The following is a 26,536-nucleotide window of genomic DNA, read 5'->3' on the forward strand; positions in this document are numbered from 1 at the left end:
TGTGTGTGGCAGTCGCACCGGTGCCACGACGGGCGGCTATCCCGTGCATCTCCGAATCTCATTAGTGGTTGGACTGTCTTTCCGTACGAAATGCAGTACGATGAGTTGGAGCGAATCTACGGCCGTGACGAGTACTACTGGGGGACCGAACCGAACGAGATGGCCGAGGAGACGGTCGACGCGGTTCCGGACACGACGGGGACAGTCACGGCGATAGATATTGGGGCCGGGGAGGGACGAGATGCGGTGTTCTTCGCCGAACGAGGGTGGAACGTGTACGCGATGGACGTTTCTCAGAACGGGCTGGCGAAGGCCGAGCGACTCGCTGCGAGACGCGGTGTGACGCTGGAAACGATCGAGGCCGATGCGAACGATACCACCCTTCCCGAGTCGGTGGACGTCGTCTACTCGGCCGGGACGATCCAGTACATCCGCCCGGAGAATCGGGAGCGCCAGTTCGATCGATTTAAAGAACGAACCACTGACGGCGGGATCCACACGATGTTCGCGTTCGTCGACCATCCCGAAATTCCGACGCCACCCGACTGGACCGACAACGAGCACTTCTACGAGCGGGGAGAGTTGGCGGGATATTACGAGGACTGGGAGACAGTCCGCGCCGAACGGTTCGTTTTCGAGGATACCTCGGGTGGAAACCCGCATCGACACGCGGCCGAGACGCTGATCGTACGGAACCCGAACTGATCTCCGACCGCTTCCGGCGGGCATACTCCTCGGACTGAGCGCCAGGCTGCCTCGCGAGGGACTGGTCCTTCGAGATCGCCCTCGAAATTCCTTCAGGCCGTGGAGACGATCTTGATCACGTCGCCCTCCTCGAGTTCGTACTCGTCGGAGATCTCCCGCGAGGAGCGCGCGTCCACGGCGTGGAGGTAGCCGTCGCCGATGTCGGAGTGGACCGCGTGGGCGAGGTCGACCGGCGTCGATCCGTGTGGGAGCAAGAACGCGTCCGGCAGTACGTTGCCACTGCCGTCGGACCACTTCGCCGCGTCCTCGACGGGGTAAGCCGTGAGGTGGTCGAGCAGGTCGTAGACGGCGTGATCGAGCGCGGTCTGGACGCCCGTGCCGCCCCACTCGGCCATCGTGTCGGCGAGGTCGTCGAGCGCCTCTCGCTGGGCGTCGCTCACGTCGTCGCCGATCTCGAGGGACTCGTCGCCCGGATCGTACGCCACGAGGTCGTTCTCGGCGGCCCGCCTGAGCGCGAGCTCTCCCTCTGCCGTCGTCGGGATCACCGGTTTGTCGAGGTCGAGCAGGCGCTCGACGTTCTCGTCGGGGGCGACGTCGATCTTGTTCGCGGCGACGACGATGGGCTTGGTCGTCGCGCGGACCTCGCGGGCCAGCCGCTCGCGGTGGGTGTCGTCCCACTGGATCGGGTCGTCGGGGTACTCCAGGTCGCGCAGGATCGTCGCGATCTCGGTCGGGCCGGCGCCGAACCCGGAGAGCATCTCGGTGAGTTCGTCGTCGAGATCGAAGTCGGGCGAGCGCGAGGCGCGTTCGACGCCCTCCCAGTTGCGATCGACGATGCCGGCCAGCCAGAGGTCCATCTCCTCCTCGACGAAGTCGATGTCCTCGAGGGGATCGTGCGAGCCGACGTCGACGGGTTCGCCTTTCTCGTTCGTGCCGCCGGAGGCGTCGACGACGTTGACGATGGCGTCAGCGTTGGTCAGTGCGTCGAGGAACTGGTTGCCGAGGCCTTTCCCTTCGTGGGCACCGGGAACGAGGCCGGCCACGTCGATCAACTCGACCGGAACGTAGCGCTTGCCATCCCTGCAGTTATCGGCGTTGCACCGTTCGTCCCGTTCGAGACAGGGACACTCGGTGCGGACGTAGCTCACCCCGCGGTTGGCGTCGATGGTCGTGAACGGGTAGTTGGCTACGTCCACGTCGGCCATCGTCGACGCCGTGTAGAACGTCGACTTGCCGGCGTTGGGCTTGCCGGCAAGCGCGATCGAGAGCATGTCGGGGACTTACCGGAATACGGAGAATTGTCTTTCGGTATGCGCCCTCTCGTCGGTGAACCCGCCCGTCCGGAACCGTCGCGATCGTGTCCCGGATGCCTACAGTGAGACGGCCATCATCACCTCGTCGACGTACTCGCCGTCGATCTTGTAGTGTCCCTCGCGGACTGCCTCGATCTCCCAGCCGTAGTCTTCGAGGAACTCGATGGCCCGTTCGTTCGTCGAGGGGGCGCTGTTGTAGACCTTCTCGTAGCCGTTCGCGCCGGCCCACTCGAGTCCGCGTGCGAGGAGCTGTGATCCGATCCCGTGGCCTCGATAGTCCTCGATGACGCCGACGGTGAGTTCTGCGGTGTGGCTCAGTTTGTCGAGCTCTGGTGCGTGGAGGTGCACCCAGCCGACGACGTCGTCGCCGACGGTCGCGACGAAGAACATCCGCGATTCGAGCTCGTTGTGCCGGAGCAGGGCCTCTTGGTGGTCGATTTCGTCGGCAACGCTTTCGGCTTCGATGTACGTGCCTTCCGTGGCGACCTGTCGAATTGCACCGACGATCCCCGTGAGGTCTTCCTGCCGGGCCGCCCGAATGTGGAACGTGACGTCACCGGTCGCGTGTTCTTCCTCAGCCCCCGCTTCGAGGGCGACGTGGTAGTGGTCGTCGTCCATCTCGAGGTGCCCGTCCCGTTTCAGGATCGCGACGTGGTGTCTGAGCCCGCTGGGATCGACCGACACTGCGTCCTCTAGCTCCGCCATCGTGGCCGTCCCGTGGCGTTCGACGTACTGGTAGATGGCGCGGCGGTCGTCGTGACCGAACTCGAGCGTGCTGTTTAGTGACATGGTATTCGATAACTCATCCCAATACTTAACTGTTGGCCGTGCCAGTCACACTCGATTCGACGGTGGCCGGCACGGCTGTGGCTGTGGGCGGTGATCGACGGGTTCGATGGGGGTTTCGATGGAACGACGCGTTCGTGGAAGAGCGGGTGCAGATTCGCGAACACTCACTCCGCGGCGAGCGGCGTGTGATCGAGTCGGTACCGACGACCGGCGGGGAGTTGTTCGCGCTCGACAGATTCGACCGAGTACAGTCGCAGGTCACGCTCCTGGCTGGTCGTCACCGGGAAGTCGTAGTGTGAGGACTCGTAGGAGAGGTCGTCTCCCTCGTCACGGCGGCTGGTGACGAAGTCTCGATGGCGTGCGAGTCGGCGCCGACCGACGTCGGTCGCCATCGACTGCACCTCGCCGACGCGCTCGTCGAACACCGACACAAGTCCCTCGTCCAGTTCGACGCCGATCGACGATCGCCCGGCACACATTGCCGCGAGCGAGGTCGTCCCGGTTCCCCAGAACGGATCGAGGACGGTGTCGCCGTAGACGCTGTACATACAACACAGTCGATAGGGGATCTCGAACGGGAACGCCGCGGATCGGTCGCGAGCGCCGTCTTCTCCCAGTTGCTGGAGTTCGCCAGTCACGTCGCTCCAGAGGTCCGAGAACCATCGGTTCCGTTCCTCCCAGAAGTACGCGGCTTCGTACCGTCGGTTCGCTCCGGGTTCGAACGACCGGGAGCCGCCGGCTTTTCTGAATATGAGGACGTGTTCGTGTTCGAGCGTGACGTAGGCGTTCGGGGCCAGCATCCCGCTTCCCATGAACTTCGCCGCGCTGTTGGTCGGTTTTCGCCAGAGGACATCGGGGAGCGGGTCGAACCCGCGTGATTCGAAGTCGGTCGCGACCCGCGCGTGATTCTGGTAGACGCGAAATCGGTCACCGATCGATCGCGTCGCGTCGCCCACGTTGACGCAGGCGATGCCGCCGTCGACCAGCACCCGGGCCACTTCGTCCCAGACGCGAGCCAGCTGATCGTGCATCAACGAAAACGCTTCGTCGCCGTCGCCCGCCTCGAGCGCCGTCTCGATCGCCGGATCTAATTCGGCGAACAACTCGTCCCACATCTCGATCATCGGGTAGGGGGGCGAGGTGATCACCAGCTCCACGCTCTCGTCGTCGATCGACGCGAGCGACCGAGCATCGCCGACGACGACGCGGTGGGTCGTCTCCATCGGTCGAATCTGTCGGCGAGGGTCCCTTATCTCTGTCGTCACGACGGCGAAGAGTGACCAGCCCAGCCAGAGTGGGACGGCTCGATCTGTTGGAACGATACCGTCGAACTGACATCTGCTACTGCTGTGCAAAAATGGAACGTGGTCGATAGCAGCCGTTCATCCGCCGTGAAATCGCCGGCCCGATTTGTTCGACACCGAATCGTAACCCACCCGACGAAACGCCGTTTCGATTCGCTCGACTCCCAACTCGCCAGCCCCGTTACGACGAATCGGACTCTGAGCTGTCCGTCTCGGACTCCCCGTTCGTGTCACTGTCTGCGGCACTCTCCTCGTGATCCGTTTCCTCGTCGTCACCCATCTCGTCCGTCGACTCCGCGTCCGTGATGCGATCGCCGGCCGACTCTGTGTCGACCGATTGACCGGCGATCGTCTCGACGGCCTCCGTGGCGTCCTCGACCGGTTCTTCGAGATCGTCGATCGGTTCCCACTCGTCGCCTCCTCGGCGACGCCAGAGATACGCGCCGGCCCCAGCGATGGCACCGAGCGTTAGCAGTTTGGCCAGCCGTGACCCGCCTGTTTCGGTGTCATCGTCGTCGGTCTCGTCCGCGGTCGAGTCAGGCGTTTCGATCGGAAGCGACTCGGCTTCGGTCGGGACGGTCGTCGAATCGGCGGACCCCAGTACGTACCCGATCGCCGTCCCGACTACGGCTGCACCGACGGCGATGGGGACCGAGACTCCGCCTCGGGGTCCTTCCGCGTCCTCGACGGCTTCCAGTATCGACTCGCGCATCGGAGAGTCGAGTCCCGCTCCGATGGCTTCCTTCACGATCAGCTCCGGTAACCGTTGTTCGGCGGCCATACCCGCGCCCTCACGACCACCGTACATAGTTTTGTGCAGCGTTTCAGGCGGGCGATGGATTCTCTCCGGTGGTAGTCCATCGTTACCCGTTTTGACCTCGACGTAGGTGGGCCCTACCCGGTGAAGACGCGACGGTGGAACGTGTTCTGGCCGGCGTCACGACGCAGCACTGGTCACTGTCAGATTCGGCGGGTGTGAGAACTTCATATCGGATTTCGAGACGGTATCGATCGAGTAACGATACGTATTGCGTCCTTGGAGTCGATATGAGCGTGCATCGCGGCACCGAATACGTCCGACGAACTGGCCGGCGGACGGGTCGGCTCACCACCGCGTTCTGGGTGGCCGTCGTCGACGCGGCGACGATCGGTGGCTGGTTCACCCTCCTGGTCCTGGAACCGCGAACGCTCTACACCGCGCTTGCAGGACTCGCCGTCCTGTGCTTCGGTGCGGTCCTCAGGACTGGATTCGTGGCGTCGTCGGCGAGTCGACGCTGTGACCCGACCGATCCGCGGTGGCTCTTCGTTTCCGCCCTCTACGCGGCGATCTGGGTCTTCTGGTTGCTGACCGCCGAGGCTCTCGGTGGTCGCGTCGGTGTCTTGCTTGCGGGGGGTGGGCTCGTCGTCGCCCTCCTCTGTCACTTCGCGATCAGCACCGTCCTCGCGAGACCGACGGAGCCGTTCACCGTCCGTCGGTTGTCGGTGCACGTCCTCGCGCTGACGCCAGCACTCTCGCTCGCAGTTGGGGCGACGGCTATGCTTGGGATCGGCTGGCTCGCCGAACCGGCGACGTACACGACGACCGCCGCGATCGCCGGTCGGACGATCGTCGTGGAACTCCACGCACTGGTTCACGGTGGGTCCGTCCTGGCGTGTTGTTCGTTCGTTGGAACGCACCGCTTGCTGTCGAGGATTCGGTCCTGAAGCGACGTCGTAGGCACCAGCCGGTTCTCTGTCTCACCGTCTTCACTGCTTGAGGCTGACGGACAGTGACTGGTCGCTGGATGTTGTCGTTCCTGTCTCCGCTGAATCACTGGACCCAGGTTCGTCGCTGATCGTGAGGAGTTCGTCGTCGGCGAGGTCGAGGCAGAGTTCGCGGAGCCAATCGCGGCCGTACTCGCCACCCGGCGAGTAGTCGACGCGGACGCGCGGGCCGAGTTCGTCCAGTGTGAGCTCGTCGTACTCGCTCAATACCGAGACGACCCGACCGCGGAACTGCCGTCGGCTCCCCTCGAAGCTCGGTTGCGTGGGAACGTCGGGGGCGGTGAAGTCGCCGGTCTGGTAGGCGTGACACCACTGGCGCCACGGACAGCCAGCCTCGTCGCATCGGGGTCGTTTCCCGCAGGCGACGCCGCCGAGTTCCATGATCGCGTTGTTCCAGACGCGCGACGCTCCGGCCGGCATGAGTTCACGTGCGACGGATTCGAACGCTTCGTCGTCGTCCGGCACGTCGAACGCCCGGTAGAGCACGCGTTTGACGTTCGTGTCGACGACGGCGTCACCCGCGTTGAACGCGAAGCTGGCCACCGCGTTCGCCGTGTACGGACCGACGCCCATGAGTTCTTGTAGTTCGGTCGGCGTTTCCGGGAACGAACCGTCGTACTCCTCGGTGATCTGGGTCGCAGCTTCGTGGAGATAACGGGCGCGATTGTTGTAGCCGAGGCTGTGATCGCTCCAGAACCCGACGACGTCCGCCCGGTCGGCCGCCGCGAGCGACTGGGCGGTCGGCCACCGATCGAGAAACGCGTTCCAGGCGTCGACGACGCGTTCGAGCTGCGTCTGTTGGCTCATCACTTCACAGACGAGGATCGCGTACGCATCGTCGGTTTCGCGCCAGGGGAACGACCGGTGGTCGGCTTCGTACCACGCGACCAACGACTCTCTGACGGCATCGGCGTCCGCTGGCAACCCGTAGGCGGTCTCGTCCGGCTCTCCGTCGCTCATCGAGCGGGGTTGGTGCGTGGCTCGTTTAGGGGTGACGGTCGGGGCACATCGCGAAATCCCTTTGCCGGCCGCGATAGAGTGCCCGTGTATGAGCCTCGAGATGCTTACAGACGACATCGAATCCACCGCCGCCGACCTCGGCGAGTCGCTGCCGGTCGAACTCGATCGCGAGACCCGAACGGAACTCGCTCTCCTGACGGCCGCGTTGGGACCGGAAGAGACGGACGAACTCGTTCGGCGAGCCATCCACGGACTGTTCCAGACGACCGTCGACACCGGTCGCCTCGACTTCCACCTCCGGTCGGGCTACGATGTCACCTACGATGAGTACCTCTCCGGGATGACCTACGACGAGATGACCGGCGCCGATCAGTATCCGCAACTCGACGACGAGCGCCGCTACCAGTTCTGAGTCGGAAGATAGCGAACTCGGACGGCGACGCTCGATGTTCGAAAATAGGAGTACACCTCGCCGTCCAGTAGCACACAAACGAAAATTCTGGATCGGATTTCCCCTTACTGTCCGCCGTCGGTCGCCGCGGTGGAGACGCTGCGATCGGCGGCTTCGGCGGCCGCTTCGAACAGGTCGACGGCGATGTCGATCTCGCGCTCGGTGACGTCGAGCGGCGGGAGGAGTCTGACGGTCCGGTGACCACAGCCGAGCGTGAGCAGTCCGCGTTCGAGTGCGGCCTTCACGACGGCTTCGCGGCGTTCTTTCTCGTCGAACTCGACGCCGATCATGAGGCCCGGACCGCGCACGTCCGTGACACCGGGAAGGTTCGCGTCGACGACCGTCTCGCGGAGCTGTCGGCCGCGAGCCTGGACGTTCTCGAGGAGGTTCTGCTCCTGGATGATGTCGATCGTGAGCGCCCCCTGGAAGCTCGCGAGCAGGTCGCCCGCGCCCCAGGTCGAGGAGATGCGGCCGGTCTCTTCGGGGAAGACGTCAGACCGAGAGATCGTCGCACCGACGCGAAGTCCCTTCGCGCTGGTGATCACGTCGGGCGTGAGATCGAGGTGGTCGACACCCCACATCTTGCCGGTTCGGCCCATGCCCGACTGGATCTCGTCGGCGATGACGGCGAGATCGTAGCGCTCACGCAGTGCCTCCAGATCGCGGGCGAACTCGGGGTGGGCGGGTCGGTAGCCGCCCTCTCCCTGGACCGGCTCCAGGATGACGTAGGCGAGTTCGTCGGCGTCGATGACGCCCCGTTTCGGGTGGAGCTTGTCTGCGAGGACGTTGCCGCCGGGGCCGTCGGTCTGCCAGCGTTGTTCGTACGCCTCGTCGGTCGACGGGTACGGGATCGAAATGACGCCCGGAATTTCCGGGTAGCCCTTGCGGTGGACCGTCTTCGAGCGGTTGAGTGAGAGCGCGCCCAGGGTCCGCCCGTGGAAGGCGCCCTCGGTCGTCACGCCGCGGTGGCCGCCGCGGGTGTAACAGATCTTGATGGCGTTCTCGACCGCCTCCGCACCGGAGTTCGAGAGGAAGACGGTGTCCATGTCGTAGTGGCTCGTCAGGTCGGTGAGCCGATCCATGAGTTCCGTCGGGCCGGGTTGGTCGCTGTCTTCCGGCGGCCAGTCGCTGCTGACGTAGAAGTCCTGTCCGGCAATCTTGGTCGGGTCGGGCAGGTCGAATTCGTCGAGTTTCTCGCGGAGGGTCGGGTTGTTGTATCCGAGTGGAGCGGCGGCGACGTGACTGGTGAAATCGAGCAGGACGTTCCCGTCGACGTCCGTACAGAACGGCCCCGTCGCGGGAGCCGACGTGTCCCAGACGAAGTCGTAGACGTACGTACTCGGCGCGGAGAACTGGTGGTGGTAGTCTGCCCACTTCTCGGCCCGTGGGCCGGGCATCGTCTCGACCGACGGCTCGACAGTATCTCGGTCCATGTAACCGCTGGGAGCGACCACGCTAAAAAATATTCGTTGTGCGCTTGGACCCGTACAGCCTGAGATCCGAGGAGCGGCGAAGGTGGTGTGACCGGTGGCCAGACGGAATCACCGTTACTGCACCGGCGGGGAGACGGACTTGCCGTTACTGCACCGGGGACGAGTGGGCGACGTACTGACTCTCCCACTCCGCTCTGGCATCGAGTTCCCGTTTGCCGCGACGTGTCAGCGTATAGAAGTTCGTCCGTCGGTCCCGTTTCCCTTTCTCGACGAGTCCTTTATCGACGAGCGTGTCGAGATTCGGGTACAGTCGACCGTGGTGGATCTCCTTCTCGTAGTAGGCTTCGAGTTCTTCTTTGATGGCGAGCCCGTGCGGTTCGTCTTTCCCCGCGATGACGTAGAGCAGGTCGCGCTGGAATCCAGTCAGGTCGTACATGGGTAAGTACTACCGACCCTTATTCTCGGAATTTTATAAATATTCCGAGTTACCGTTCCCAATGATCGAAACTCCTCGTCTCGCGGCAGCTGTTCAGTGCGTAGGACCCTCGAACTTTCACTGCCATTCGTCTGGCGTCTGTAACGTCGGGTACTGATCGACGGGAACGGCTGCCCCACCGCGCCTGGAATCGTCCCATCGGCTTCGGTCACACGAACCAATCCTCGCTCGGCGGTCCAATCACGCCACACCGAGAACTGTCGCTCGCACGCTTGTATCGAAACAGGAAAGCGACACTCGCGACCTGAAAAGGGTCGCGAGCGCGCTTGCCGCCCTGAATTGGTCCCCGCTGACGCTTCGGCCCTCCAAGCGAAGCGTCAGCTGAATCCAGCGTACCTTCGTACTTAAATGTATCGACACCCGTTCAGCAGGTCCGGACAGTTCGAGATGGCGACCATTGTCGGGAACCTCCGTGCGACGGGTCTGGACCGGACAAAGAGCACCTCGACGCGTCGTGAAGCTCGATGCACCGGCGAGTGCTGGTTCGTGCTCCGCGGTATTTCCACGTTCTACTGACAATAGACTTCTAATCGATTTCCCGCTCCTGTTCGGGGACGTCGAAACGTCGCAAGCGACCACTCGGCTGGGGCCACTGTCTTACTCTCGTCACATGTGTTCTTCTTCGAGGACCCAGCCGAGCGCCCGCTTGTAGTACGTGAACATCTGCTTGACGCCTTCGTGGCGCATCTCTTCGCTCTCCAGTTCTTCGGTCAGGCAGTCGTACTGGTCGCGGATCTCGGATTCGTCTCGCATAGACACAGGGTAGTCCCGGGTGCGTGGCCTTCAACCTGTCCGCTGTATCGAGTCGGAGCCACGATGGCCAGGTGGCATCGGTTCGTTGCTGGGCTATCCATTGTGTTTCACCGCAGTGAGCGGCTGCTTGCGATCGAGTTCACAGTCGAACGCGGGGTGTTCGATCAGGTGCCAGAGAACGGCGTGTCGCCGACTGCCTGACAGTCCCGGTCCGTCGAGGTCACTGGCAGTAATCGTCTTCGGGAGTGATGCGTAACGGTCTCCCAATGCATCGAACGAGTCGAACACCTTTCTGTGGCCACTCGAGGTCGCGCCGCGGCGTTCGACGACGTATCCGCCATCGTCGCGATGGATCCCGATCGTTTTGCAGAATTCGTGCTCGTTCGGCAGTGCGTCGTCGAGCGCCCGGTAGAGGGCTCTGGCTGTCGACTCGGAGAGTGCGAACGTAGCGCCTGCGACGCGAACATCTATAACCGTCGACCGATCGTCGGTGAGCCTCGACGACCTGGTTCGTCGAACGGCGATTCCATCACCGGCAAATTTCTCGATCAGGAGCGTGTGTACTCCGTGTCATCGCGTGAGGATTTTCCTCGGACTCACGTAAGCGTTCCCCTCGGGCCACTGTCGATGCGCATTTGCGTCTGGCGAGTGAACCGTCGCGTATGAAGGTACGGGGCGAGCGCGAGTGCACCGAGTGTGGAACGCGCTGGTCGTACTTCGAGACGGGCTCGGTCTCGTGTCCCGGCTGTGGCAGTCTCCGGAGTGTGGGTTCGGGCGACCGCCGCGAGCACACGGACGCGGCGGTCACGCTCGACCTCGCCGACGTCCGGGCGGACGTGAACGATCGGCCGCTCGTCGACGTCGTCGGGGACGCGACGGATCGGTGCCGAACGTACGTCGCCCGCCGCGGGTTCATCGCCGGTGGCGACCTGCGCCCGCTCGACGAAACCTACGTCGCGGCCCTCGAGTTGCGAGCCGTTCACGGCCTGCTTGCCGGGTACCGCTCGCTGGGGGACGACGAGCAACTGTACGTTCTCAGCCTGTTGCGAGACGCCGACGACGGAACGCGACCGCCCGCAGCCGACGTGCCGCCCTCGCTCCGAGCGGCCCGAGGAATCGCGGTCGCCCGTGCTGTCACGGACTATCGACGGGCGATCACCGACTGGGCGGCCGACCGCTCGCTCGACTCGGAGACGACGACAGCGCTCGAAGCGCTGGGCGACCACGCGACGCGACTCGACGGGCTTGACGGCGACATTGATCCCGAGACTGCAGGCACCATCCTGTCGGCCACCCGATCGCTCGGCGACGCGCTCCGGGGAGATGGTGGAACTGACGAAGTCGAGATCGTCGCCCAGCTAGACTCTCTGGATTACCGCGACTGAATCTCCCTTTTCGCTCAGTCGATCCCGCCGACGCCGCTCGCCGCATCGGGCAGGTCGTGGGCCTCGGCGTCGATCCCGAGTTCGTCGAGTGCCGCCCGCATGTGCTCGTCTTTCGCGTACTCGGCGCCGTCTTCCTCACGAATGCGCTGGGTCGTCGCGAGGACCTCCGCGCGCTCCTCGTCGGGGATGTCGTACTTGTCCGTCGTGAGTTCGATCACGAGCCCGTCCTGGTCGTGCGTGTATAGCGACTGGAAGATACCCCGATCGAAGACGTTGTAGCCCCGCCCCTCCTCGTCGAGGGCTTCCATGACCTCCTCGAACCGGTCCGGGGCGAAGCGAAAGGCGAGGTGGTGGACGGAGCCCACGCCGCCGCGCTGGGGGTTCGGGTTCGACGGCCGGTCGCCGACGAAGAAGGTGACGATTCGCCCATCGCCGGTGTCGAAGAACAGGTGGGTCTGTGAGGGGTCGTCGAGGTTCGGCTGGCGAAGCACGAGGCGCATCCCGAGTACGTCGCGGTAGAACGCGATCGTGTCCTCGGCGTTCGACCCCCAGATGGTGACGTGGTCGGTCCCGGTAGTCTGCATCGGGCTGTCAGGTCGGTCCGCGCTCACGGGAATGGATTCGTCGCTCATGGGTGACTAGTGGCTCTTCGACGGGAAATAGCTGTGTCTCGCGGCAGTGTCCGGGTGGCGAAACGTGCTTCCGATCCACAGACCGAAGCAGCTGTCCGAATGGTTGGTCGGGCGAAGAACGAGGACTCAGTCCGGCCGGTTGTTCGGGCGAACGTGGACGATCTAGGGCAGGTCGACCTCGACGCCTTCCTGAATGCTGGCGGCCTTGACGGTGTTGTAGAGCAACATCGCGCGCGTCATCGGCCCGACGCCGCCGGGAACGGGCGTGATCTTGCTCGCCTTCGGTTCGACGGCATCGAAGTCGACGTCGCCCACCAGTTCGTAGCCCTTCTCGGTGTCTGCGTCCACGCGGTTGATCCCGACGTCGATCACGACGGTTCCCTCGCTCACCATCGATTCGTCGATCATGTTGGGGACGCCGACGGCCGCCACGAGGATGTCGGCCTGGCGTGTCTTCGCCGCAAGGTCCTCGGTCCGCGAATGACAGACCGTCACGGTCGCGTTGCCGTCGTCGGCCTTCTGTACGAGGAGGTTGGCGAGCGGTTTGCCCACGATGCGCGATCGGCCGACGATCGTCACGTCCGCACCCTCGGTTTCGACGTCGGACGCCTCGAGCAACTTCTGGACACCGTGGGGCGTACAGGGCCGGAATCGGGTGTCGCCGGCAACGAGTCGGCCGACGTTCTCAGGGTGAAAGCCGTCGACGTCCTTCTCGGGGGCGATCCGGCGGATCACTTCGCGATAGTCGACGTGGTCCGGAACGGGATCCTGTACGAGGTAGCCGTGAACGTCGTCGTCGGCGTTCAGCGAGTCGATCGTCTCGTAGAGCGTCTCGGGATCGGCGTCGCCGTCGACGTCGATGTGGTGGCCCTCGATGCCGACCTCCTCGCAGTCGCGTTGCTTCATGTTCACGTAGGTCTGGCTCGCGGGATCGTCTCCCATCAACACCGTTGCAAGTCCCGGGCGAGCGCCCGCGTCGGCCAGCGTCTCGATCGCGCCTTCCAGCTCGCTCCGGATCTCCGCGGCGACCGCGTTCCCGTCGATGTGTTCGGCCATACTGGAACCGCCGCAGGCGACCGTAAAGAAGCCTCGGCTTTGTTCCCGGCGGGTTCGTGAATCTGCAACCCAGCCTACTGGATCGGGGGCCGTCGTACCGAGAGTCGAACGCCAGTTGTGGTGTATGTTTACGGTGATCCGGTTCTATGCGGTTGTATGGCCGACCAGCGTGTGGACGTGCTGTACGAACTCGCTGCCGATCGATTCGGGGAGTCGTTGCGCAGCGTCACCGCCTACGACGAGGACGGACTGGACGTCCGGTACATGCGCGACGACGTCGCGTCCCTGTACGACGAGGGTGATTTCGGTCGGGTGTTCCGCACGCTCCGCCTAGAGGCGATGAACCGACCGACCCAGGAATCCCTGTTCGTTCACGACGAACTCCTGTGTACCTACCGGGTGTTCGACGGCGCGACGGAGATCAATGTCGCCACGACGGAGACTACGGGCTACCTCGTCTCGGTCGATGACGATGCGGCCGTAGACATTCGCCAGACGACAGATCGTCTCCTCGACGTGCTCGGTCCGCTGGGAACGACAGAGACGGGACACTCCGATCAGGCGGCAGATCCTGCTAACGGCGACACAGCAGCGGAGACCGAGTGAACGAGGGCAGGCTTCGACTTGCGACGTACACTGCCGGCAAAAATCCACCGCTCGACGCTTACTCGTACAGCGGATTGGCGTCACAGAGTGCGGCGACGTCTTCACGGACAGATTCGCGGACGGAATCGTCTTCGGGCGCATCGACGACGCGCGCGATCATCTCACCGACGAGTCGGACGTCGTCTTCGTCGAAGCCACGCGTCGTCAGCGCCGGCGTCCCGGCGCGGATCCCGCTCGGATCGAACGGGCTGCGCGTCTCGCCGGGGACCGTGTTGGCGTTGAGGACGATGTCCGCGGCTTCCAGTGCGTCCTCGGCGTCGCCACCGGAGGTGTCGGGGTGGGAGTCTCGCAAGTCGACGAGGACGAGGTGGTTGTCGGTGCCGTCCGAGACGAGTGAGAAGCCGTGGTCGACGAGCGTCTCCCCGAGTGCTTTCGCGTTCGCGACCGTCTGTTCGGCGTACTCGGAGAACGCGGGTTCGAGCGCCTCGCCGAACCCGACCGCCTTGCCCGCAACGTTGTGCATGAGCGGACCGCCCTGGCCGCCGGGGAAGACCGCCGAATCGATGTCGTCGGCGTACGCCTCGTCGGTCATGACGATCCCGCCGCGACCGGCGCGGATCGTCTTGTGGGTGCTGCCGGTGACGAAGTCGGCGACGCCGACGGGCGAGTCGTGGACGCCTGCGGCGACGAGGCCCGTGATGTGGGCGATGTCGGCCAGATGCAGTGCGCCGACCTCGTCGGCGACGGCCTGAATCTCCTCCCACTCGACCTCGCGCGGGTACGCGGAGTACCCCGAGACGATGATGTCGGGCTCGAACGCCTCGGCCTGCTCGGCGAGGCCGTCGTAATCGATGTAGCCCGTCTCCGGATCGACCTCGTACTGTTCGACCTCGTAGAGCTGGCCGGTGAAGTTCGCCGGGTGACCGTGACTCAGGTGCCCGCCGTGATTCAGATCGAGCGAGAGGATCTTGTCGCCGGGGTCCAACATGGCGTAGTAGACCGCCTGGTTGGCCTGCGTCCCTGAGTGGGGCTGGACGTTGACGTGCTCGGCGCCGAAGAGTTCTTTCGCCCGCTCGATCGCGAGATTCTCGACGGTGTCTGCGTGTTCACAGCCACCGTAGTAGCGAGCCCCCGGGTAGCCTTCGGCGTACTTGTTCGTCAGGGCGCTTCCCTGCGCGCCGAGTACCGCCTCGCTGACGTGGTTCTCGCTGGCGATCATCTGCAGCGAGTTCCGCTGGCGTTCGACTTCTGCCTCCAGTGCGTCCGCCACGGCCGGATCGACGGCCCGGACAGCCTCGTGGTCCATACGCGATAGGCGGCCCGGCCAGGCCATAAGTGTACCTCTCTCGTCATCGAGCGGACCGGTGTGAGCACCCCACGTGCGTCCTGCTGAACGTGTTATCTGTGTGAACACCGTCCGATACAACTAATTAGCTTCGTTCGCATTCGCTTAGCCGAATGATCGAGTGGGAGGTGGGTGGTGACCACCTTCGGGTAGTGGACTCTGATCGGACCGAACTCCTCGTCTCCGGGGACCTGCTTGACGTCGCGCGATCCGATGCGGATATCTCTCGCCCGGTGGACGAGGTACTCTCGGGTACGGCGACGGAGCTTCGCTTCCCGCACGCCGTCGTCTACGCCCGGTCGCTCGGAACGGGGACACAGCACGAACTGGATCCGACCGGTGAGGCGCTGTCGCTCCCCGCCGGTGAGTACGTGATCGACGTCGACACGGAGATCAAGACCTACGTCAGAGCGACCGGTCGAGTGCGAATCGGCCGAACCGACGACTTCGAGTCGGTCGTCATCTCGTTTCCGGACCGCCGGCGCGTCCTCCTGGGTTTCCGGAGCCGGCAGGAGTTTCCGATCGGGACGATCACCGTTCCCGAATCGCCTGACGCCCTCGCAACGGCGCTTTCGCATCTGTCCACCTCGCTCAAGACCGCGAGTCCGGATCGGTCCTATCCGACGCTTCGCGGTCACCCGCCGTTACTCTCGATCGGCAGCGAACTCGAGATTCCAGATCAGATCCGCTCTCGCCGAACGAAGACGGGAATCGAGATTCGCGTTCCGCCGGCCTACGAGTGGCTGTTCGTCGTCGCACCGTTGGCGTACTACCTCCAGGCGACGGTCGAGACGGCCCCGATCGACCAGCCGCTGTTACGGATTCCCGATGCGGGGATCGAGGCGTCGTTTTCACCGTTTCCCGCCTTCGAACGCGAGGTGGAGCGCTTGCTCCGAAAGGTGTTCTTCCTCGATTGTCTCGTTCGCAACGCCGGCCCGTACGGTACGCTCCTCACCGAGGCCCGACTACTCGACGTCCTGGACCTCGACGCGACGGAGCTGTACGATGCCTCGCCTGCAGAACGACTCGCGGCGTATCTCCGCGTGCCTTACGAGGCGATCGAGCATCGCCTGCCGGAGTGGCATCTGGCGATGTACGTCGACCCAGATCCCGAACTGCTGGACGTCTTGCCGTTTCTGTTGGATCGTATGAGTCTATGCTATCAGCCACGGACCACCGAACTCGAAGGGACGGAACTGGTCGAACGGTCGCTCGACGATTTTTATCGCGGCCCGAGCGCCGGGCGGTCTGAGGCTGACACACCGCTGTCGGATGCGGGAATGATGAAGACGGAGGAGGACACGCCGCAGTCGGAGGCTGATGTGGTGAAGTCGGATACTGGCACGGCGCGGTTTGCTAGTGGCGAGAGACGGGAGTTCGACACGGCAAGGATGGGCAGTGGCCAGACCCGGTCGGGGGTGGGCGAGGTCGCCTCGGTCGATATCGTCAAACCCGAGTTACGGACGGGAAGCGTCCACGGTTGGCTCGCCGACGGCGTTCCGATCGACGTCTTCAAATCGGCACCGGAAGCGTACTACAATCGTCTCGAGTACCTCGACGAACCGGCGGAACGAACGAGTATTTGCGTCGTCCTGAACGATCCCTCTATGGAGGGAGAACACGCCGACGTCGCCGATATCTACCGCGATCGATCCGAAGATCTCGCGATCGATGTCTCCGTCCGGGAGGGTTGTACGGTGTCGACGCTGACAGATATTTTCGAATCGTCGACGGACTTCGTCCACTATATCGGCCATTGTGAAGACGATGGACTCCGTTGTTCGGACGGATACTTTTCGGCGGCGAGCCTGGACCGGTGTTCGGTCGAGACGTTCTTCCTAAACGCCTGTGGGTCGTATTACGAGGGGCGAACCCTCATCGAACGTGGCAGCGTTGCCGGAGCGGTCACGTTCAGGCAGGTGCTGAACGAACACGCCGTGAAGGTTGGCTCGATGTTCGCCAAACTGCTCGTCAACGGCTTCAGTATCGAACGAGCGCTCGCCCTCGCACGACGGCGGATCATGATGGGAAAAGATTACGCGGTCGTCGGCGACGGCACGCACACCCTCACGCAGGGAGAGCATCGGACGCCGACGACGATCACGCTCGAATCGCTCGCCGATGGCCAGTACCACGTCACCCTCGAGTGCTACGCGACGCACGTGACCGGCTCGTACTACGTTCCGCACATCGACGACAACGAGTACGCGTCGCTCTGTGGGAATCAGACCGATTTCATCCTCGATCGGTCGACGGTCGCGACGTTTCTCGCGGAATCGGCCGCGCCCGTGATTTACGACGGAGACTTATACTGGTCACAGCGACTGGCTCGACGGCTCTCGACCGACGACCGGTCCGCGTAAGTCGACGACTGTTGTGAGTCCGGAGGGTCTGGAGGGAGGCGGCTACCCGGCCTTCAGGTTGCGGAGGGCGTTACGGGCCGCCGTAAGAACTGACGCGTTTCGTTGAAACGGCTAACAGTGAATCGAGGATGCCGTCCGTCAGCCACCGGGACAGCCGGGGTAGTGGCCGGAGTCGGTCTCCGCGTTCAGCGGTGAACGCGGTCGTCGGGGACGCAATTCGCCGTTCGTGGCAAGGACTGTGAGTGCCACCCATAGGGATTCGGCTGTTTGGCCGTTAGTTATTTAAAGATACCTGAAAGTGTCTGTGTCGTTATAGTACGAGTTTTTGATCGGTGTCGAGAACGCGGGTCGTTGGTCGATGCAGTCGGTCTACCATCTAATTTCTACCTCTGATTCCAGATGCTATCATAGAATTCAACGGTCGTGGCCGTTACATTGGGGCTCGAGTGAAACTTACCGCCTGAGAGGGGCCATCAAAATTAAGTACTCACGGGCCGCTTACTTCTCAATAGGCATGGATTCGAATTTACTGAATCGCCAGATTGACGATATCGTCGAAACGGTCCTGTCAGAAACTAGTGGTGACGTCTACATGGTCAACCCGTCGTGGGATGCGATCGAGGACTTCGTCTCGGTCGCTACCGAGTACGACGGTGAACTCCCGATGGTCCACATGCTCGCCGACGAGCGCACGCTGAAAGACGTGATGGACGACTTCATCGTCGCGAGTAACGCGGCAGACCTCATCGACGAGGACGCCCTCGCGCTCCGAACGCTCGAGGAGGCACCTGAAAATTCGCTTCTCGTGACAGAAGACGCCGTCATCGCGATCGTCCACGCCGCCGACCGCGTCGGTGGGCTCGTCTCGAACGACGACGAGTTCGTCGCGGCGACGACCGATACCTACGCCGACCGCTGGGACGACGCCGAAGACTTCAATCTCCGGACGCCGCCGATCACGCGCGTCCGAGAGACGCTTTCGGACGAGATCAGTCCCGAGGCCGAGGAAGACTTCAGTTCGATCCTCGACTCGCTCGAGACGGCCCGCGGCGACGGCGACGGACTCGACGAAGTGACGATCTCGCTGCTCGTCGCGGCGCGAAACGAAGCGCTGCTCTACGACATCAGCAAGTGGGGCGAGGACGTCGGCATCGCTTCGAAGGCGACGTTCAGTCGCACGAAGACGAAACTCGAGGACATGGGCCTCATCGACACGGAGAAGGTTCCGATCGACGTCGGTCGCCCACGCCTGCGTCTCAAGATCGGCGACGATCGTCTCGCCGAAGCCGACAACGGGCAACTGGCGACGGTCGCCCAGAGCATGCTCACGTAAAACCGAACGCAGGCACCCCACGAATCGGGTATTCCAGTGCCCGTCCGCGAGTGTCCCCACTCGCGTGCGCAGCCGCGATCACACGATCGCCGCGAATCGATCGTTTTCTTCGGATCAGATGACGTGAACGTCGAGCCACCGGTACGTGATTGGTGACGCCGGGGCGAACGCAATTCCCAAGTTACCGCCCCACCTCGATCAGACCATGTACGAAGCCGTCACGATCGACTCCGACGGTGCATCGTTCGATCTCGTCGTCGATCGTGCGGCGACGTTCGGGTACGACGGGGTCGTCGTCCGGAACGCCGAGTCGCTGCCCGAGTCCAGTCTCGACGACCGACCGATCGACGCCGTCGACGCCACGACGATCCGGACGGCTGACCCGCAGGTGGCCAGCGGGGCCGTCGGTAACGCCCGATCGGATCACACGCTCGTGCTCTTGGAGGGTGGGTCGCCTGAGATGAACCGGTTCGCCGTCGAAACCGAAAAAATCGACGTGCTTACCCGACCGATGGGTCGGGATGGCGACGTCAATCACGTGATGGCGAAGGCGGCGGCGACGAACGGTGTCCGACTCGAGTGCAACCTCGGAGGTATCCTTCGACGAACCGGTGGACGGCGTGTCAGGGCGATCCAGTCGCTTCGAAAGCTCTACGAACTCGTCGAGTACTACGACGCTCCCTACGTGGTGAGTGCCGGGGCGTCTTCACACCTGGAGCTTCGAGCGCCACGGGATCTGTGTGCCGTCGGAGAACAACTCGGTCTTCCCGGTGAGTGGGTCAGTGAGGGGCTTGCCGAGTGGGGCCGACTCGCGTCGCGAAATCGTCACGTCCGGTCCGAGTCTTTCATTGAGCCGGGGGTCGAACGAGGTCGATATGAAACGGACCGTTGAGGAACACGCTGCCAGATTCGACGAGGTAGCCGGCGAGTACGACGACTCGAAGACGCCCGAGTACCGCGCCTGTGCCGACCTCGTCGTCGAACACGCTGCCCCCTCGTCGGACGACGTCGTTCTCGACCTCGGTACCGGAACGGGAGCGATCGCACTGGCACTAGCGGGGGAGGCGAAACGTGTCGTCGGACGAGACGTTAGCGAGGGGATGATGGACGAAGCCCGATCGAAGGCCGCCGACGCTGGGATCGAGAACGTTTCGTTCGATCACGGCACCTTTCGCGACCCGGCGTACGAGGGGCCGGCGTCGATCGTCGTCTCGAACTTCGCGATGCACCACCTGAACGACGCCGAAAAGCGCGAGGCGATCGAACGGATCACGGCGTACGACCCCGATCGGTTCGTTCTCGGAGACGTGATGTTCTTCGGCGAGCCGAACCCGGACGAACCGTTCTACGCGCCCGATGTCGACGATCCGGCGACCGTCGGCCACCTCGTCGACGTGCTGACCGACGTCGGGTTCGTGGTGACGGCCGCCGAACGGGTTCACGACCAGGTCGGCGTCCTCGTCGCCGAACGCCCAGAGTCCGACGAGACGGCCGCATGAAGCACCTCCCCAAACATCTCCGGCCACGTTGGCGCTACCTGTCCGTCGGCCTGGAAACGCCACCCGGTGAATCGGTACCGCGGCGGAGTTTCCAACGCGAGTGCTGGTACGCCGCACAAAATTTACTCGGCGATCCGGGGAGTGCCGCCGCCGATCTCACGGTCGTCGCGTTCGAGTTCGACGGCTCCGGTGGGGGAACCACTGGTTCGACCGACGAGGCCGGGGCCGAAGGCGAGTTCGGCGAAGCGCTGGTTCGTGTCAGGCGTGGCGAGACGGACCCGGCCAGAGCGGCACTGGCCTGCATCGACTGTATCGACGACGTTCCCGTCGGCGTCCACGTCAGGGGCGTCAGCGGGACGATTCGGGCCGCCCGGAATTCGTTCCTCGAACTGGCATGACCGGCCCGAGCCGAGAACGGTCCTGTTTTCCGACGGGTGACGACGGGATCGATGTCGATCACTCGCCGGTGGGACGGTGTCGTCCGCGGCGACGTCACCCTGGTAAGAAAACTATTTAGGACGCGATGGGCAACGGTTTACCGAGAGAAACGTCGTGTCCGGAACCGACTGTGCGTCAGTGCCGTCGTTGCCTCTACAGCGGGCGCCCAGCTCGCCGACGACACGACAGACCTCGATCTAGCGTGATACTATGCAGGGACAAGCCCAACAGCAGGCCTACGACCGTGGCATCACGATCTTCTCACCTGATGGTCGACTGTATCAGGTCGAGTACGCCCGTGAGGCCGTCAAGCGCGGAACGGCGAGTATCGGCATCAGAACGAGCGACGGCGTCGTTCTCGCCGTCGACAAGCGTATTCCGTCGCCGCTTCTCGAGGACTCCTCCGTCGAGAAGATCCACAAGGCCGACGACCACGTCGGCATCGCGAGCGCCGGCCACGTGGCCGACGCCCGCCAACTGATCGACTTCGCCCGCCGCCAGGCCCAGGTCAACCAGTTGCGCTACGGCGAACCGATCGGTGTCGAGGGGCTGACGAAGGAGATCACCGACCACATCCAGCAGTACACGCAGGTCGGTGGCGCCCGACCGTTCGGCGTCGCGTTGATCGTCGGCGGGATCGAAAACGGCGAGCCGCGACTCTTCGAGACGGACCCGTCCGGCACGCCCTACGAGTGGAAGGCACTCGCGGTCGGTGCTGACCGTGGCGAACTCCAGGACTACCTGGAGGAACATTACGACGACGAGGCCGAACTCGACGACGGCATCGGACTCGCACTCGACGCACTGGCGTCGGTCAACGACGGCTCCTTGCTTCCATCGGAAGTCGGCCTCGCGACGGTCGACGTCGAGACCGAAACGTTCGACGTCTTCGACCAGGATCGTATCGCGGACAAACTCGAGGAGACGGATCTCCTCGCCGATCCTGACGCCGAAGACGACGACGAGTAGCGACTCGCGCGTTCGGTCGATTTTCGCCGGGTAGTCGTCCCGAATAGCATCGTCGAGCGCGGTTCAATGATACCGTTGGCTGTCGAGAGTCAGTTGCTGTCTCCAGTTGTGTCGTCGGGAAACACTCTTGTAACCTCCCGGGAAAGCCATCGGTATGATATCACTCGACGAGGCGGTGACGGCGCAACTCGAGACACACGGGGAGCGCTTCGAGGTCCTGGTCGACCCGGACGCGGCACTCGCCATCAAACGCGGCGAGTTCGACGGCGAACTGGAGGACGTGATCGCCGCGGAGGACGTCTTCGAGAACGCCTCGCGGGGCGACCGGCCTGCTGAGTCGGCACTCGAAGAGGTCTTCGAGACGACGGACCCGCTCGAGATCATCCCCGAGGTGATCGAACGCGGGGAGATTCAGATCACGGCCGAACAGCGCCGCGAGATGCAAGAACAGAAGCGAAAGAACCTGATCACGCGCATCACGCGCAACGCGGTCAATCCACAGATGGACAACGCGCCCCACCCCCCGGAGCGCATCGAGAGCGCCCTCGAGGAGGCGGGGTTCCAGGTCGATCCGATGGAACCCGTCGAGGGGCAGGTCGACGAGGCCTTAGACGAGTTGCGGCCGGTCATTCCGATCCGATTCGAAGAGGTGACGCTCGCGGTGTCACTCCCGGCGGAGTACGCCGGAAGCGCCCAGGCGAAGGTCCGTCAGTTCGGTGACCTAGAGCGCGAGGAGTGGCAGGCGGACGGCTCGTGGGTGGGTGTCCTTACCTTCCCCGCAGGCCTCCAGAACGACTTCTACGACCTGGTGAACGAACACACGAGTGGCGAAGCCGAGACGCGGGTCGTCAAGGACAAAGACGACCTGAACACGCGGTAGCCGCCGCGGGATTCAAGGCGGTCGGTGACATCAATTCCAGTATGACGCGGCCAACACGAATCGGGGTGACGGCCTGCCATCGCTGAGTTCGACCTGTCGGGACGGCCATCGCGAGCCGGCGCCTGTCGAACAGCCATTGCTGACGCTGATCGATCACCGACCGTGCGCACTGTTCGGTCTGCGGTCAGTGCGTTGAATACGAACGCTCTGGAGGGTCGTCGCGGATGAGAGCGGTGATCGCAAAGCGTGTCGATTCGGGCGTTCCGGACACCGGTGAGATCACCGACCTCGCCGAGGCCGCGGGCTACACCGTCGTCGGGGAGTGTACGCAGACGCGCACGGCAGACGCCGCGTTACAGCTTGGCGAGGGGAAAGCCGACGAACTCGCGACGCTGGTCGCCGAGACCGACGCCACGACGGTCATCTTCGACAATCGGCTCGGTCCCTATCAGACGTACAACCTCGGCCAGCGCTTGCCGGAGGGCGCCGAGGTGATCGATCGGTTCACACTCATCCTCGAGATCTTCGGCCAGCGTGCGCAGACGCGAAAGGCCCAACTGCAGGTCGAACTCGCGGAGTTGCGCTACGAGTTGCCGCGTGCGGAGGCGAAGGCGAGTCTCGCCCGTCGGGACGAACATCCCGGGTTCATGGGTCTCGGCGAGTACGACGAGAGTCGCGAAGAGGACATCAAAGCCCAGATCAGTCGGATCCGTGACGAACTCGATCGGATCGAGCAGACCGAAGAGCAGCGCCGGGCACGACGCCGGGATTCGGGCTTCGATCTCGTCGCGCTGGCGGGCTACACGAACGCCGGCAAGTCGACGTTACTTCGTCGCCTCGCGAGCGATCTGGACGTCGACGAGAACGCCGGTCTCCATCCCGACCTCGACGCGACCGCCGAATCCGAGGATCGGCTGTTCACGACGCTCGGGACGACGACCCGCCGAGCCGACATCGAGCCCCGTGACGTGCTGGTCACCGACACCGTCGGGTTCATCTCGGACCTGCCTCACTGGCTCGTCGAGTCGTTCAAGTCGACGCTGGACTCGGTCTATCGGGCCGACCTGGTGTTGCTCGTCGTCGACGTCAGCGAACCGATCGACGAGATTCACGAGAAGCTCGTGACCAGTCACGATACGCTCTACGAGCGTAACGAGGCGCCGATCGTGACGGTCTTCAACAAGATCGACCGGGTGAGCGACGAGGAACTCGACGAGAAGCGACGCGCCCTCTCCGGACTCGCACCGAACCCGGTCGCGGTGAGCGCCCGCGAGGGCGAGGGCGTCGACCCCCTCCTCGATCGGATCGACGAGGAGCTTCCCGACTGGGAGCACGAACGGCTCGTCCTTCCCATGACCGACGACACAATGAGCGTCGTCTCCTGGATCCACGACAACGCCCACGTCGAGGACGTCACCTACGGCGACGCGGACGTCCACGTCTCGTTCGAGGCCCGTCCCGAGATCGTCGCCAGGGCGCGAACGCGGGCGGGCGACCTGCGAGAGGCCGCTGCCGAGTCCGCATGAGGTGTCTCGACTCCCAGTCCCAGCGCACCCGACGGAAACCGTTTTCCCGCCGTTCGGTGGCGATGGGGTATGGTCACGCACGATACCCTCTACGAACTGTACGAATCCTACGATACGGACTCGGTACGGGCGTACCAGACGTTCGTCGATCTGCTGCCTCCGATGGATTCCCGCGTCGTCCTCGAGTACTGGGACCGAGCGAACGCCGAACTCGATCGACGGAAAGAACGGATCCGTTCGGCCTTCGACGAGGGTGAGACGCTCGCCGGCGTTGCTGCCACGGCCACGCGCGATCAGGCGTTCACCGCACTCGACCTGTCCACCTCACACGGACGGCCAGTCAACGTCCTCGTACTGGACGTCGACGAGACGTTGCGCTCGGCCGGCGGGACGGACAACGAGATCCCGCGAGAGACCCTCCACGCCCTCACCCGGTTTCACGAGGCGGGTGTCCCCATCGTGATCTGTACCGGACAGACGCTGGAGAACGTCAAGGGGTTCGCGATTCAGGGTCTCGGCAGCGAACTCGTCCACTCGGGTGATCTCGCGATCGTCTACGAGTCGGGAACCGGCGTGTTCGCGCCCGGCCACGGTGCCGAGACGAAGCAGTTGCTGTACGAGGCCCTCGACGAACCCATCCGAGCGATCTTCGAGGACGTCCGGGGGCGGGTCCTGACCGACGCGCCGGCGGACCTGCGTCGCGGGTGCCACCTGCAGGGGAACGAGTTCAACGTGACACTGAAGCCGAACTACGAGATCGGTTCGTCCGACGCTCGCGAATTGATCGACGAGGCGCTCGGCTACCTGCTCGACCTGCTCGCCGACGCCGTTTACCGGCAACTGTCGGCGACTGGGTCGGACGTCGTGGACGAGCGCGGCGCTCCCGATCTCCGACAACAAACGCGGGCGTTCTACGCCGATGCGGACCCCGAGATCCGACGCGTGCTCGAACGGGCCGGAACCTATCCGGGGACCGATGCGGGTGAGCTCTCTGACGCCCATGTGGACGTGCTGGAGCGCATCGACGTCGCGTACTACGAGGCCGACGCCGCCGAGATCGGGAGCCTCGAACTCAACAAGGTGGTGGGCGTCCAGCGAGCGCTCGACGTCCTCGGCGTGGCGGACCCGTTCGCGCTGGTGATGGGCGACTCGAAGAGCGATCTGCGGGTGATGGAGTGGGTAGCCGAGAACAGTGCTGGTATCGCCGCGGCCCCGAACCACGCCTCGAAGGCAGTTCTCGATCACGTCCTGTCGACCGAGGAACTGGTTTTCGACCGGGGGAAAAGTGCGGACGTCCTCCAGACGATCGCGGCGATGAACGAGTTCGCACAGGTGCCTGAGTAATTGAGTACGTGAGTGAGTGAGTGAGTGAGTGACCGGTTTCCGATCGCCGGGCGGATGGGATTCGGGGTTCTTTTCATCTGGCTCTCCGAACGGGTCGGTATGACGCTCACGGACGAACAGCGCGCAATTCGGGACGTGGTTCGCGAGTTCGCGCGCGAAGAGATCCGGCCGATCGCGCGAGAGGCGGACGAAACCCAGACGTTCCCGGAGGAGATCTGGGACGGCCTCGCGGAGCTCGACTTGACAGGCCTCACGGTCCCCGCCGAGTACGGCGGCTACGACGCGGACCCGGTGACCGCGAGCGTGGTCTACGAGTCGGTCGCATACGGCTCGCTCGCCGTCGCGACGGCGCTATCCGTCCACGGTCTCGCCACGTCGTGTCTTCGGACGTTCGGGTCCGACGCCCAGCAAGAGCGCTGGCTCCCGGAGATGGCCGACGGGCGACCGGTCGGGGCGTTCGCGCTCTCCGAACCGCACGCGGGGTCGAACCCCGCCGACATGTCGACCGAGGCGCGCCGTGACGGAGACGAGTACGTGATCAACGGCGAGAAACAGTGGATCACGAACGGCGTCCGTTCCGGCGTCATCATCCTCTTCGCCAAGACGGATCGCGAGGACCCCAACACCGTCACCCAGTTCCTCGTCCCGAAGGACGTCGACGGGCTCACGGTCGGCGAGAAGGAGGACAAACTCGGCCTTCGGGCGAGCGATACCACGTCGCTCACCTTCGACGACGTGCGGATCCCGGCCGAAAATCGACTTACAGAGGAGGGAAAGGGCCTCTCGGCCGCGTTCGAGATCCTCACCGGCGGTCGCGTCGCGATCGCCTCGCAGGCGGTCGGACTGGCCGACCACGCCGTAGAAGAGGCGGTCTCCTACAGCCAGGAGCGCGAACAGTTCGACGGCCCGATCGCCGACATCCAGTCGGTCCGGCACACGCTCGCCGAGATGGCGACCAGTACGGAGGCCGCGCGCCAGCTCACTCGCCACGCCGCTCGCCAGCGCGCAGCGGGCACCGCTGACGCTCCGATGGCAGCCAGTATGGCGAAGTATACCGCCAGCGAGGCGGCGATGGACGTGACGAACGACGCCGTCCAGCTCCACGGCGGCTACGGCTACGTCACCGAGGGCGAGGTCGAACGCCTCTACCGCGACGCCAAGATCCTGTCTCTTATACACATCTCTGATGGCG

General features: G+C 64.0%; 26 protein-coding genes and 1 pseudogene. 15 read left to right on the top strand and 12 right to left on the bottom strand.

Translation table 11 applies throughout. From position 1 onward, the window contains the following. The first annotated feature begins 90 nt into the window (after nucleotides 1-90). The gene (locus C479_RS15330) at nucleotides 91-705 is read left to right on the top strand and encodes a class I SAM-dependent methyltransferase (protein WP_007704632.1); all 615 of its coding nucleotides are present in this window, start codon (nucleotides 91-93) and stop codon (nucleotides 703-705) included. A gap of 92 nt (nucleotides 706-797) precedes the next feature. On the opposite strand, the gene C479_RS15335 is transcribed toward C479_RS15330, so the two are convergent. From C479_RS15335 to C479_RS15350, 4 genes are all read right to left on the bottom strand, one after another. Then, nucleotides 798-1,976 (bottom strand): redox-regulated ATPase YchF, encoded by a 1,179-nt coding sequence (locus C479_RS15335; RefSeq protein ID WP_007704634.1) that lies wholly within the window; start codon nucleotides 1,974-1,976, stop codon nucleotides 798-800. A 99-nt stretch (nucleotides 1,977-2,075) separates the two neighbouring features. Next, nucleotides 2,076-2,807, bottom strand: coding sequence for a GNAT family N-acetyltransferase (locus C479_RS15340; protein WP_007704636.1), 732 nt, complete (start codon nucleotides 2,805-2,807; stop codon nucleotides 2,076-2,078). A gap of 164 nt (nucleotides 2,808-2,971) precedes the next feature. Further along, nucleotides 2,972-4,030, bottom strand: a complete 1,059-nt coding sequence (locus tag C479_RS15345) for a DNA-methyltransferase (protein ID WP_007704637.1) — start codon at nucleotides 4,028-4,030, stop codon at nucleotides 2,972-2,974. Nucleotides 4,031-4,292: 262 nt separating this feature from the next. Continuing rightward, entirely contained in the window at nucleotides 4,293-4,892 is a 600-nt protein-coding gene (locus C479_RS15350; RefSeq protein ID WP_007704638.1) for a hypothetical protein, read from the bottom strand. 266 nt (nucleotides 4,893-5,158) lie between these two features. Here C479_RS15350 and C479_RS15355 point away from each other — a divergent pair, with 266 nt between their 5' ends. After that, nucleotides 5,159-5,815 (top strand): hypothetical protein, encoded by a 657-nt coding sequence (locus C479_RS15355; RefSeq protein ID WP_007704639.1) that lies wholly within the window; start codon nucleotides 5,159-5,161, stop codon nucleotides 5,813-5,815. 42 nt (nucleotides 5,816-5,857) lie between these two features. Here the strand turns inward: C479_RS15355 and C479_RS15360 are convergent, their stop codons facing one another. Next, nucleotides 5,858-6,835 carry an A/G-specific adenine glycosylase gene (locus C479_RS15360; protein ID WP_007704640.1) on the bottom strand — a complete coding sequence of 326 codons (978 nt, stop codon included), beginning with the start codon at nucleotides 6,833-6,835 and terminating at the stop codon, nucleotides 5,858-5,860. Nucleotides 6,836-6,923: 88 nt separating this feature from the next. On the opposite strand from C479_RS15360, the gene C479_RS15365 reads away from it, so the two are divergent. Further along, nucleotides 6,924-7,247 (top strand): hypothetical protein, encoded by a 324-nt coding sequence (locus C479_RS15365; RefSeq protein ID WP_007704641.1) that lies wholly within the window; start codon nucleotides 6,924-6,926, stop codon nucleotides 7,245-7,247. A gap of 104 nt (nucleotides 7,248-7,351) precedes the next feature. Here C479_RS15365 and C479_RS15370 read toward each other — a convergent pair whose 3' ends face one another. The 4 genes from C479_RS15370 to C479_RS17145 all read right to left on the bottom strand — a co-directional run bounded on the left by C479_RS15370 (nucleotide 7,352) and on the right by C479_RS17145 (nucleotide 10,520). Continuing rightward, the gene (locus tag C479_RS15370) at nucleotides 7,352-8,719 is read right to left on the bottom strand and encodes an aminotransferase class III-fold pyridoxal phosphate-dependent enzyme (RefSeq protein WP_007704642.1); all 1,368 of its coding nucleotides are present in this window, start codon (nucleotides 8,717-8,719) and stop codon (nucleotides 7,352-7,354) included. 145 nt (nucleotides 8,720-8,864) lie between these two features. Further along, complete coding sequence (locus C479_RS15375; protein ID WP_007704648.1) at nucleotides 8,865-9,155, bottom strand: PadR family transcriptional regulator; 291 nt, start codon at nucleotides 9,153-9,155, stop codon at nucleotides 8,865-8,867. Between the two features lie 666 nt (nucleotides 9,156-9,821). Further along, a complete protein-coding gene (locus C479_RS16610) occupies nucleotides 9,822-9,968 on the bottom strand; it encodes a hypothetical protein (protein ID WP_007704650.1) in 147 nt (48 codons plus the stop codon). Nucleotides 9,969-10,061: 93 nt separating this feature from the next. After that, nucleotides 10,062-10,520: a DUF7528 family protein gene (locus tag C479_RS17145; protein WP_049907438.1), complete on the bottom strand. Its 459-nt coding sequence runs from the start codon at nucleotides 10,518-10,520 to the stop codon at nucleotides 10,062-10,064. Nucleotides 10,521-10,630: 110 nt separating this feature from the next. On the opposite strand from C479_RS17145, the gene C479_RS15385 reads away from it, so the two are divergent. Next, entirely contained in the window at nucleotides 10,631-11,353 is a 723-nt protein-coding gene (locus C479_RS15385; RefSeq protein ID WP_007704654.1) for a DUF7117 family protein, read from the top strand. Between the two features lie 14 nt (nucleotides 11,354-11,367). On the opposite strand, the gene C479_RS15390 is transcribed toward C479_RS15385, so the two are convergent. Further along, on the bottom strand, nucleotides 11,368-11,985 hold the full coding sequence (locus C479_RS15390) for a VOC family protein (protein ID WP_007704656.1): 618 nt from the start codon (nucleotides 11,983-11,985) through the stop codon (nucleotides 11,368-11,370). Between the two features lie 162 nt (nucleotides 11,986-12,147). Beyond that, nucleotides 12,148-13,041 (bottom strand): bifunctional methylenetetrahydrofolate dehydrogenase/methenyltetrahydrofolate cyclohydrolase FolD, encoded by an 894-nt coding sequence (folD, locus tag C479_RS15395; RefSeq protein ID WP_007704658.1) that lies wholly within the window; start codon nucleotides 13,039-13,041, stop codon nucleotides 12,148-12,150. Nucleotides 13,042-13,197: 156 nt separating this feature from the next. Here folD and C479_RS15400 point away from each other — a divergent pair, with 156 nt between their 5' ends. Further along, nucleotides 13,198-13,647 carry a hypothetical protein gene (locus C479_RS15400; protein ID WP_007704660.1) on the top strand — a complete coding sequence of 150 codons (450 nt, stop codon included), beginning with the start codon at nucleotides 13,198-13,200 and terminating at the stop codon, nucleotides 13,645-13,647. 58 nt (nucleotides 13,648-13,705) lie between these two features. Here the strand turns inward: C479_RS15400 and glyA are convergent, their stop codons facing one another. Then, nucleotides 13,706-14,953, bottom strand: a complete 1,248-nt coding sequence (gene glyA / locus C479_RS15405) for a serine hydroxymethyltransferase (protein ID WP_007704662.1) — start codon at nucleotides 14,951-14,953, stop codon at nucleotides 13,706-13,708. 152 nt (nucleotides 14,954-15,105) lie between these two features. Between glyA and C479_RS15410 the strand changes: the two genes are divergently transcribed. The 10 genes and pseudogenes from C479_RS15410 to C479_RS15455 all read left to right on the top strand — a co-directional run. Continuing rightward, entirely contained in the window at nucleotides 15,106-17,355 is a 2,250-nt protein-coding gene (locus tag C479_RS15410) for a hypothetical protein (RefSeq protein ID WP_007704664.1), read from the top strand. A gap of 514 nt (nucleotides 17,356-17,869) precedes the next feature. Beyond that, the gene (gene tbsP, locus C479_RS15415; protein WP_007704665.1) at nucleotides 17,870-18,688 is read left to right on the top strand and encodes a transcriptional regulator TbsP; all 819 of its coding nucleotides are present in this window, start codon (nucleotides 17,870-17,872) and stop codon (nucleotides 18,686-18,688) included. A 205-nt stretch (nucleotides 18,689-18,893) separates the two neighbouring features. Then, the gene (locus tag C479_RS15420) at nucleotides 18,894-19,580 is read left to right on the top strand and encodes an RNase P subunit p30 family protein (protein WP_007704668.1); all 687 of its coding nucleotides are present in this window, start codon (nucleotides 18,894-18,896) and stop codon (nucleotides 19,578-19,580) included. Beyond that, on the top strand, nucleotides 19,564-20,187 hold the full coding sequence (locus C479_RS15425; protein ID WP_007704671.1) for a class I SAM-dependent methyltransferase: 624 nt from the start codon (nucleotides 19,564-19,566) through the stop codon (nucleotides 20,185-20,187). The genes C479_RS15420 and C479_RS15425 overlap by 17 nt, the downstream gene beginning before the upstream one ends. After that, a pseudogene (locus tag C479_RS15430) lies at nucleotides 20,184-20,573 on the top strand (Rpp14/Pop5 family protein); the annotation flags it as partial. The gene C479_RS15425 and the pseudogene C479_RS15430, both read left to right, overlap by 4 nt. Before the next feature lie 262 nt (nucleotides 20,574-20,835). After that, on the top strand, nucleotides 20,836-21,594 hold the full coding sequence (gene psmA / locus C479_RS15435) for an archaeal proteasome endopeptidase complex subunit alpha (RefSeq protein WP_007704678.1): 759 nt from the start codon (nucleotides 20,836-20,838) through the stop codon (nucleotides 21,592-21,594). A 154-nt stretch (nucleotides 21,595-21,748) separates the two neighbouring features. Beyond that, the gene (locus C479_RS15440; RefSeq protein WP_007704679.1) at nucleotides 21,749-22,474 is read left to right on the top strand and encodes a ribosome assembly factor SBDS; all 726 of its coding nucleotides are present in this window, start codon (nucleotides 21,749-21,751) and stop codon (nucleotides 22,472-22,474) included. 224 nt (nucleotides 22,475-22,698) lie between these two features. After that, nucleotides 22,699-24,000: a GTPase HflX gene (hflX, locus tag C479_RS15445; RefSeq protein WP_007704681.1), complete on the top strand. Its 1,302-nt coding sequence runs from the start codon at nucleotides 22,699-22,701 to the stop codon at nucleotides 23,998-24,000. Nucleotides 24,001-24,069: 69 nt separating this feature from the next. Then, nucleotides 24,070-25,344 (top strand): HAD family hydrolase, encoded by a 1,275-nt coding sequence (locus tag C479_RS15450; protein WP_007704682.1) that lies wholly within the window; start codon nucleotides 24,070-24,072, stop codon nucleotides 25,342-25,344. 99 nt (nucleotides 25,345-25,443) lie between these two features. Further along, a partial coding sequence (locus tag C479_RS15455; protein ID WP_049907456.1) for an acyl-CoA dehydrogenase family protein occupies nucleotides 25,444-26,536 on the top strand: 1,093 nt, incomplete at its 3' end.

The sequence above is a fragment of the Halovivax asiaticus JCM 14624 genome, from assembly GCF_000337515.1.
GTDB classification, from domain to species: domain Archaea; phylum Halobacteriota; class Halobacteria; order Halobacteriales; family Natrialbaceae; genus Halovivax; species Halovivax asiaticus.

Coding starts and splice junctions, on each gene's coding strand:
- C479_RS15345 (WP_007704637.1), bottom strand. CDS start 4,030: ATGGAGACGACCCACCGCGTCGTCGTCGGCGATGCTCGGTCGCTCGCG.
- folD (WP_007704658.1), bottom strand. CDS start 13,041: ATGGCCGAACACATCGACGGGAACGCGGTCGCCGCGGAGATCCGGAGC.
- C479_RS15375 (WP_007704648.1), bottom strand. CDS start 9,155: ATGTACGACCTGACTGGATTCCAGCGCGACCTGCTCTACGTCATCGCG.
- tbsP (WP_007704665.1), top strand. CDS start 17,870: ATGGATTCGAATTTACTGAATCGCCAGATTGACGATATCGTCGAAACG.
- C479_RS16610 (WP_007704650.1), bottom strand. CDS start 9,968: ATGCGAGACGAATCCGAGATCCGCGACCAGTACGACTGCCTGACCGAA.
- psmA (WP_007704678.1), top strand. CDS start 20,836: ATGCAGGGACAAGCCCAACAGCAGGCCTACGACCGTGGCATCACGATC.
- C479_RS15330 (WP_007704632.1), top strand. CDS start 91: ATGCAGTACGATGAGTTGGAGCGAATCTACGGCCGTGACGAGTACTAC.
- C479_RS15350 (WP_007704638.1), bottom strand. CDS start 4,892: ATGGCCGCCGAACAACGGTTACCGGAGCTGATCGTGAAGGAAGCCATC.
- C479_RS15390 (WP_007704656.1), bottom strand. CDS start 11,985: ATGAGCGACGAATCCATTCCCGTGAGCGCGGACCGACCTGACAGCCCG.
- C479_RS15420 (WP_007704668.1), top strand. CDS start 18,894: ATGTACGAAGCCGTCACGATCGACTCCGACGGTGCATCGTTCGATCTC.
- C479_RS15385 (WP_007704654.1), top strand. CDS start 10,631: ATGAAGGTACGGGGCGAGCGCGAGTGCACCGAGTGTGGAACGCGCTGG.
- C479_RS15400 (WP_007704660.1), top strand. CDS start 13,198: ATGGCCGACCAGCGTGTGGACGTGCTGTACGAACTCGCTGCCGATCGA.
- C479_RS15360 (WP_007704640.1), bottom strand. CDS start 6,835: ATGAGCGACGGAGAGCCGGACGAGACCGCCTACGGGTTGCCAGCGGAC.
- hflX (WP_007704681.1), top strand. CDS start 22,699: ATGAGAGCGGTGATCGCAAAGCGTGTCGATTCGGGCGTTCCGGACACC.
- C479_RS15440 (WP_007704679.1), top strand. CDS start 21,749: ATGATATCACTCGACGAGGCGGTGACGGCGCAACTCGAGACACACGGG.
- C479_RS15425 (WP_007704671.1), top strand. CDS start 19,564: ATGAAACGGACCGTTGAGGAACACGCTGCCAGATTCGACGAGGTAGCC.
- C479_RS15370 (WP_007704642.1), bottom strand. CDS start 8,719: ATGGACCGAGATACTGTCGAGCCGTCGGTCGAGACGATGCCCGGCCCA.
- C479_RS15365 (WP_007704641.1), top strand. CDS start 6,924: ATGAGCCTCGAGATGCTTACAGACGACATCGAATCCACCGCCGCCGAC.
- C479_RS15340 (WP_007704636.1), bottom strand. CDS start 2,807: ATGTCACTAAACAGCACGCTCGAGTTCGGTCACGACGACCGCCGCGCC.
- C479_RS15450 (WP_007704682.1), top strand. CDS start 24,070: ATGGTCACGCACGATACCCTCTACGAACTGTACGAATCCTACGATACG.
- C479_RS15335 (WP_007704634.1), bottom strand. CDS start 1,976: ATGCTCTCGATCGCGCTTGCCGGCAAGCCCAACGCCGGCAAGTCGACG.
- C479_RS15410 (WP_007704664.1), top strand. CDS start 15,106: ATGATCGAGTGGGAGGTGGGTGGTGACCACCTTCGGGTAGTGGACTCT.
- glyA (WP_007704662.1), bottom strand. CDS start 14,953: ATGGACCACGAGGCTGTCCGGGCCGTCGATCCGGCCGTGGCGGACGCA.
- C479_RS15355 (WP_007704639.1), top strand. CDS start 5,159: ATGAGCGTGCATCGCGGCACCGAATACGTCCGACGAACTGGCCGGCGG.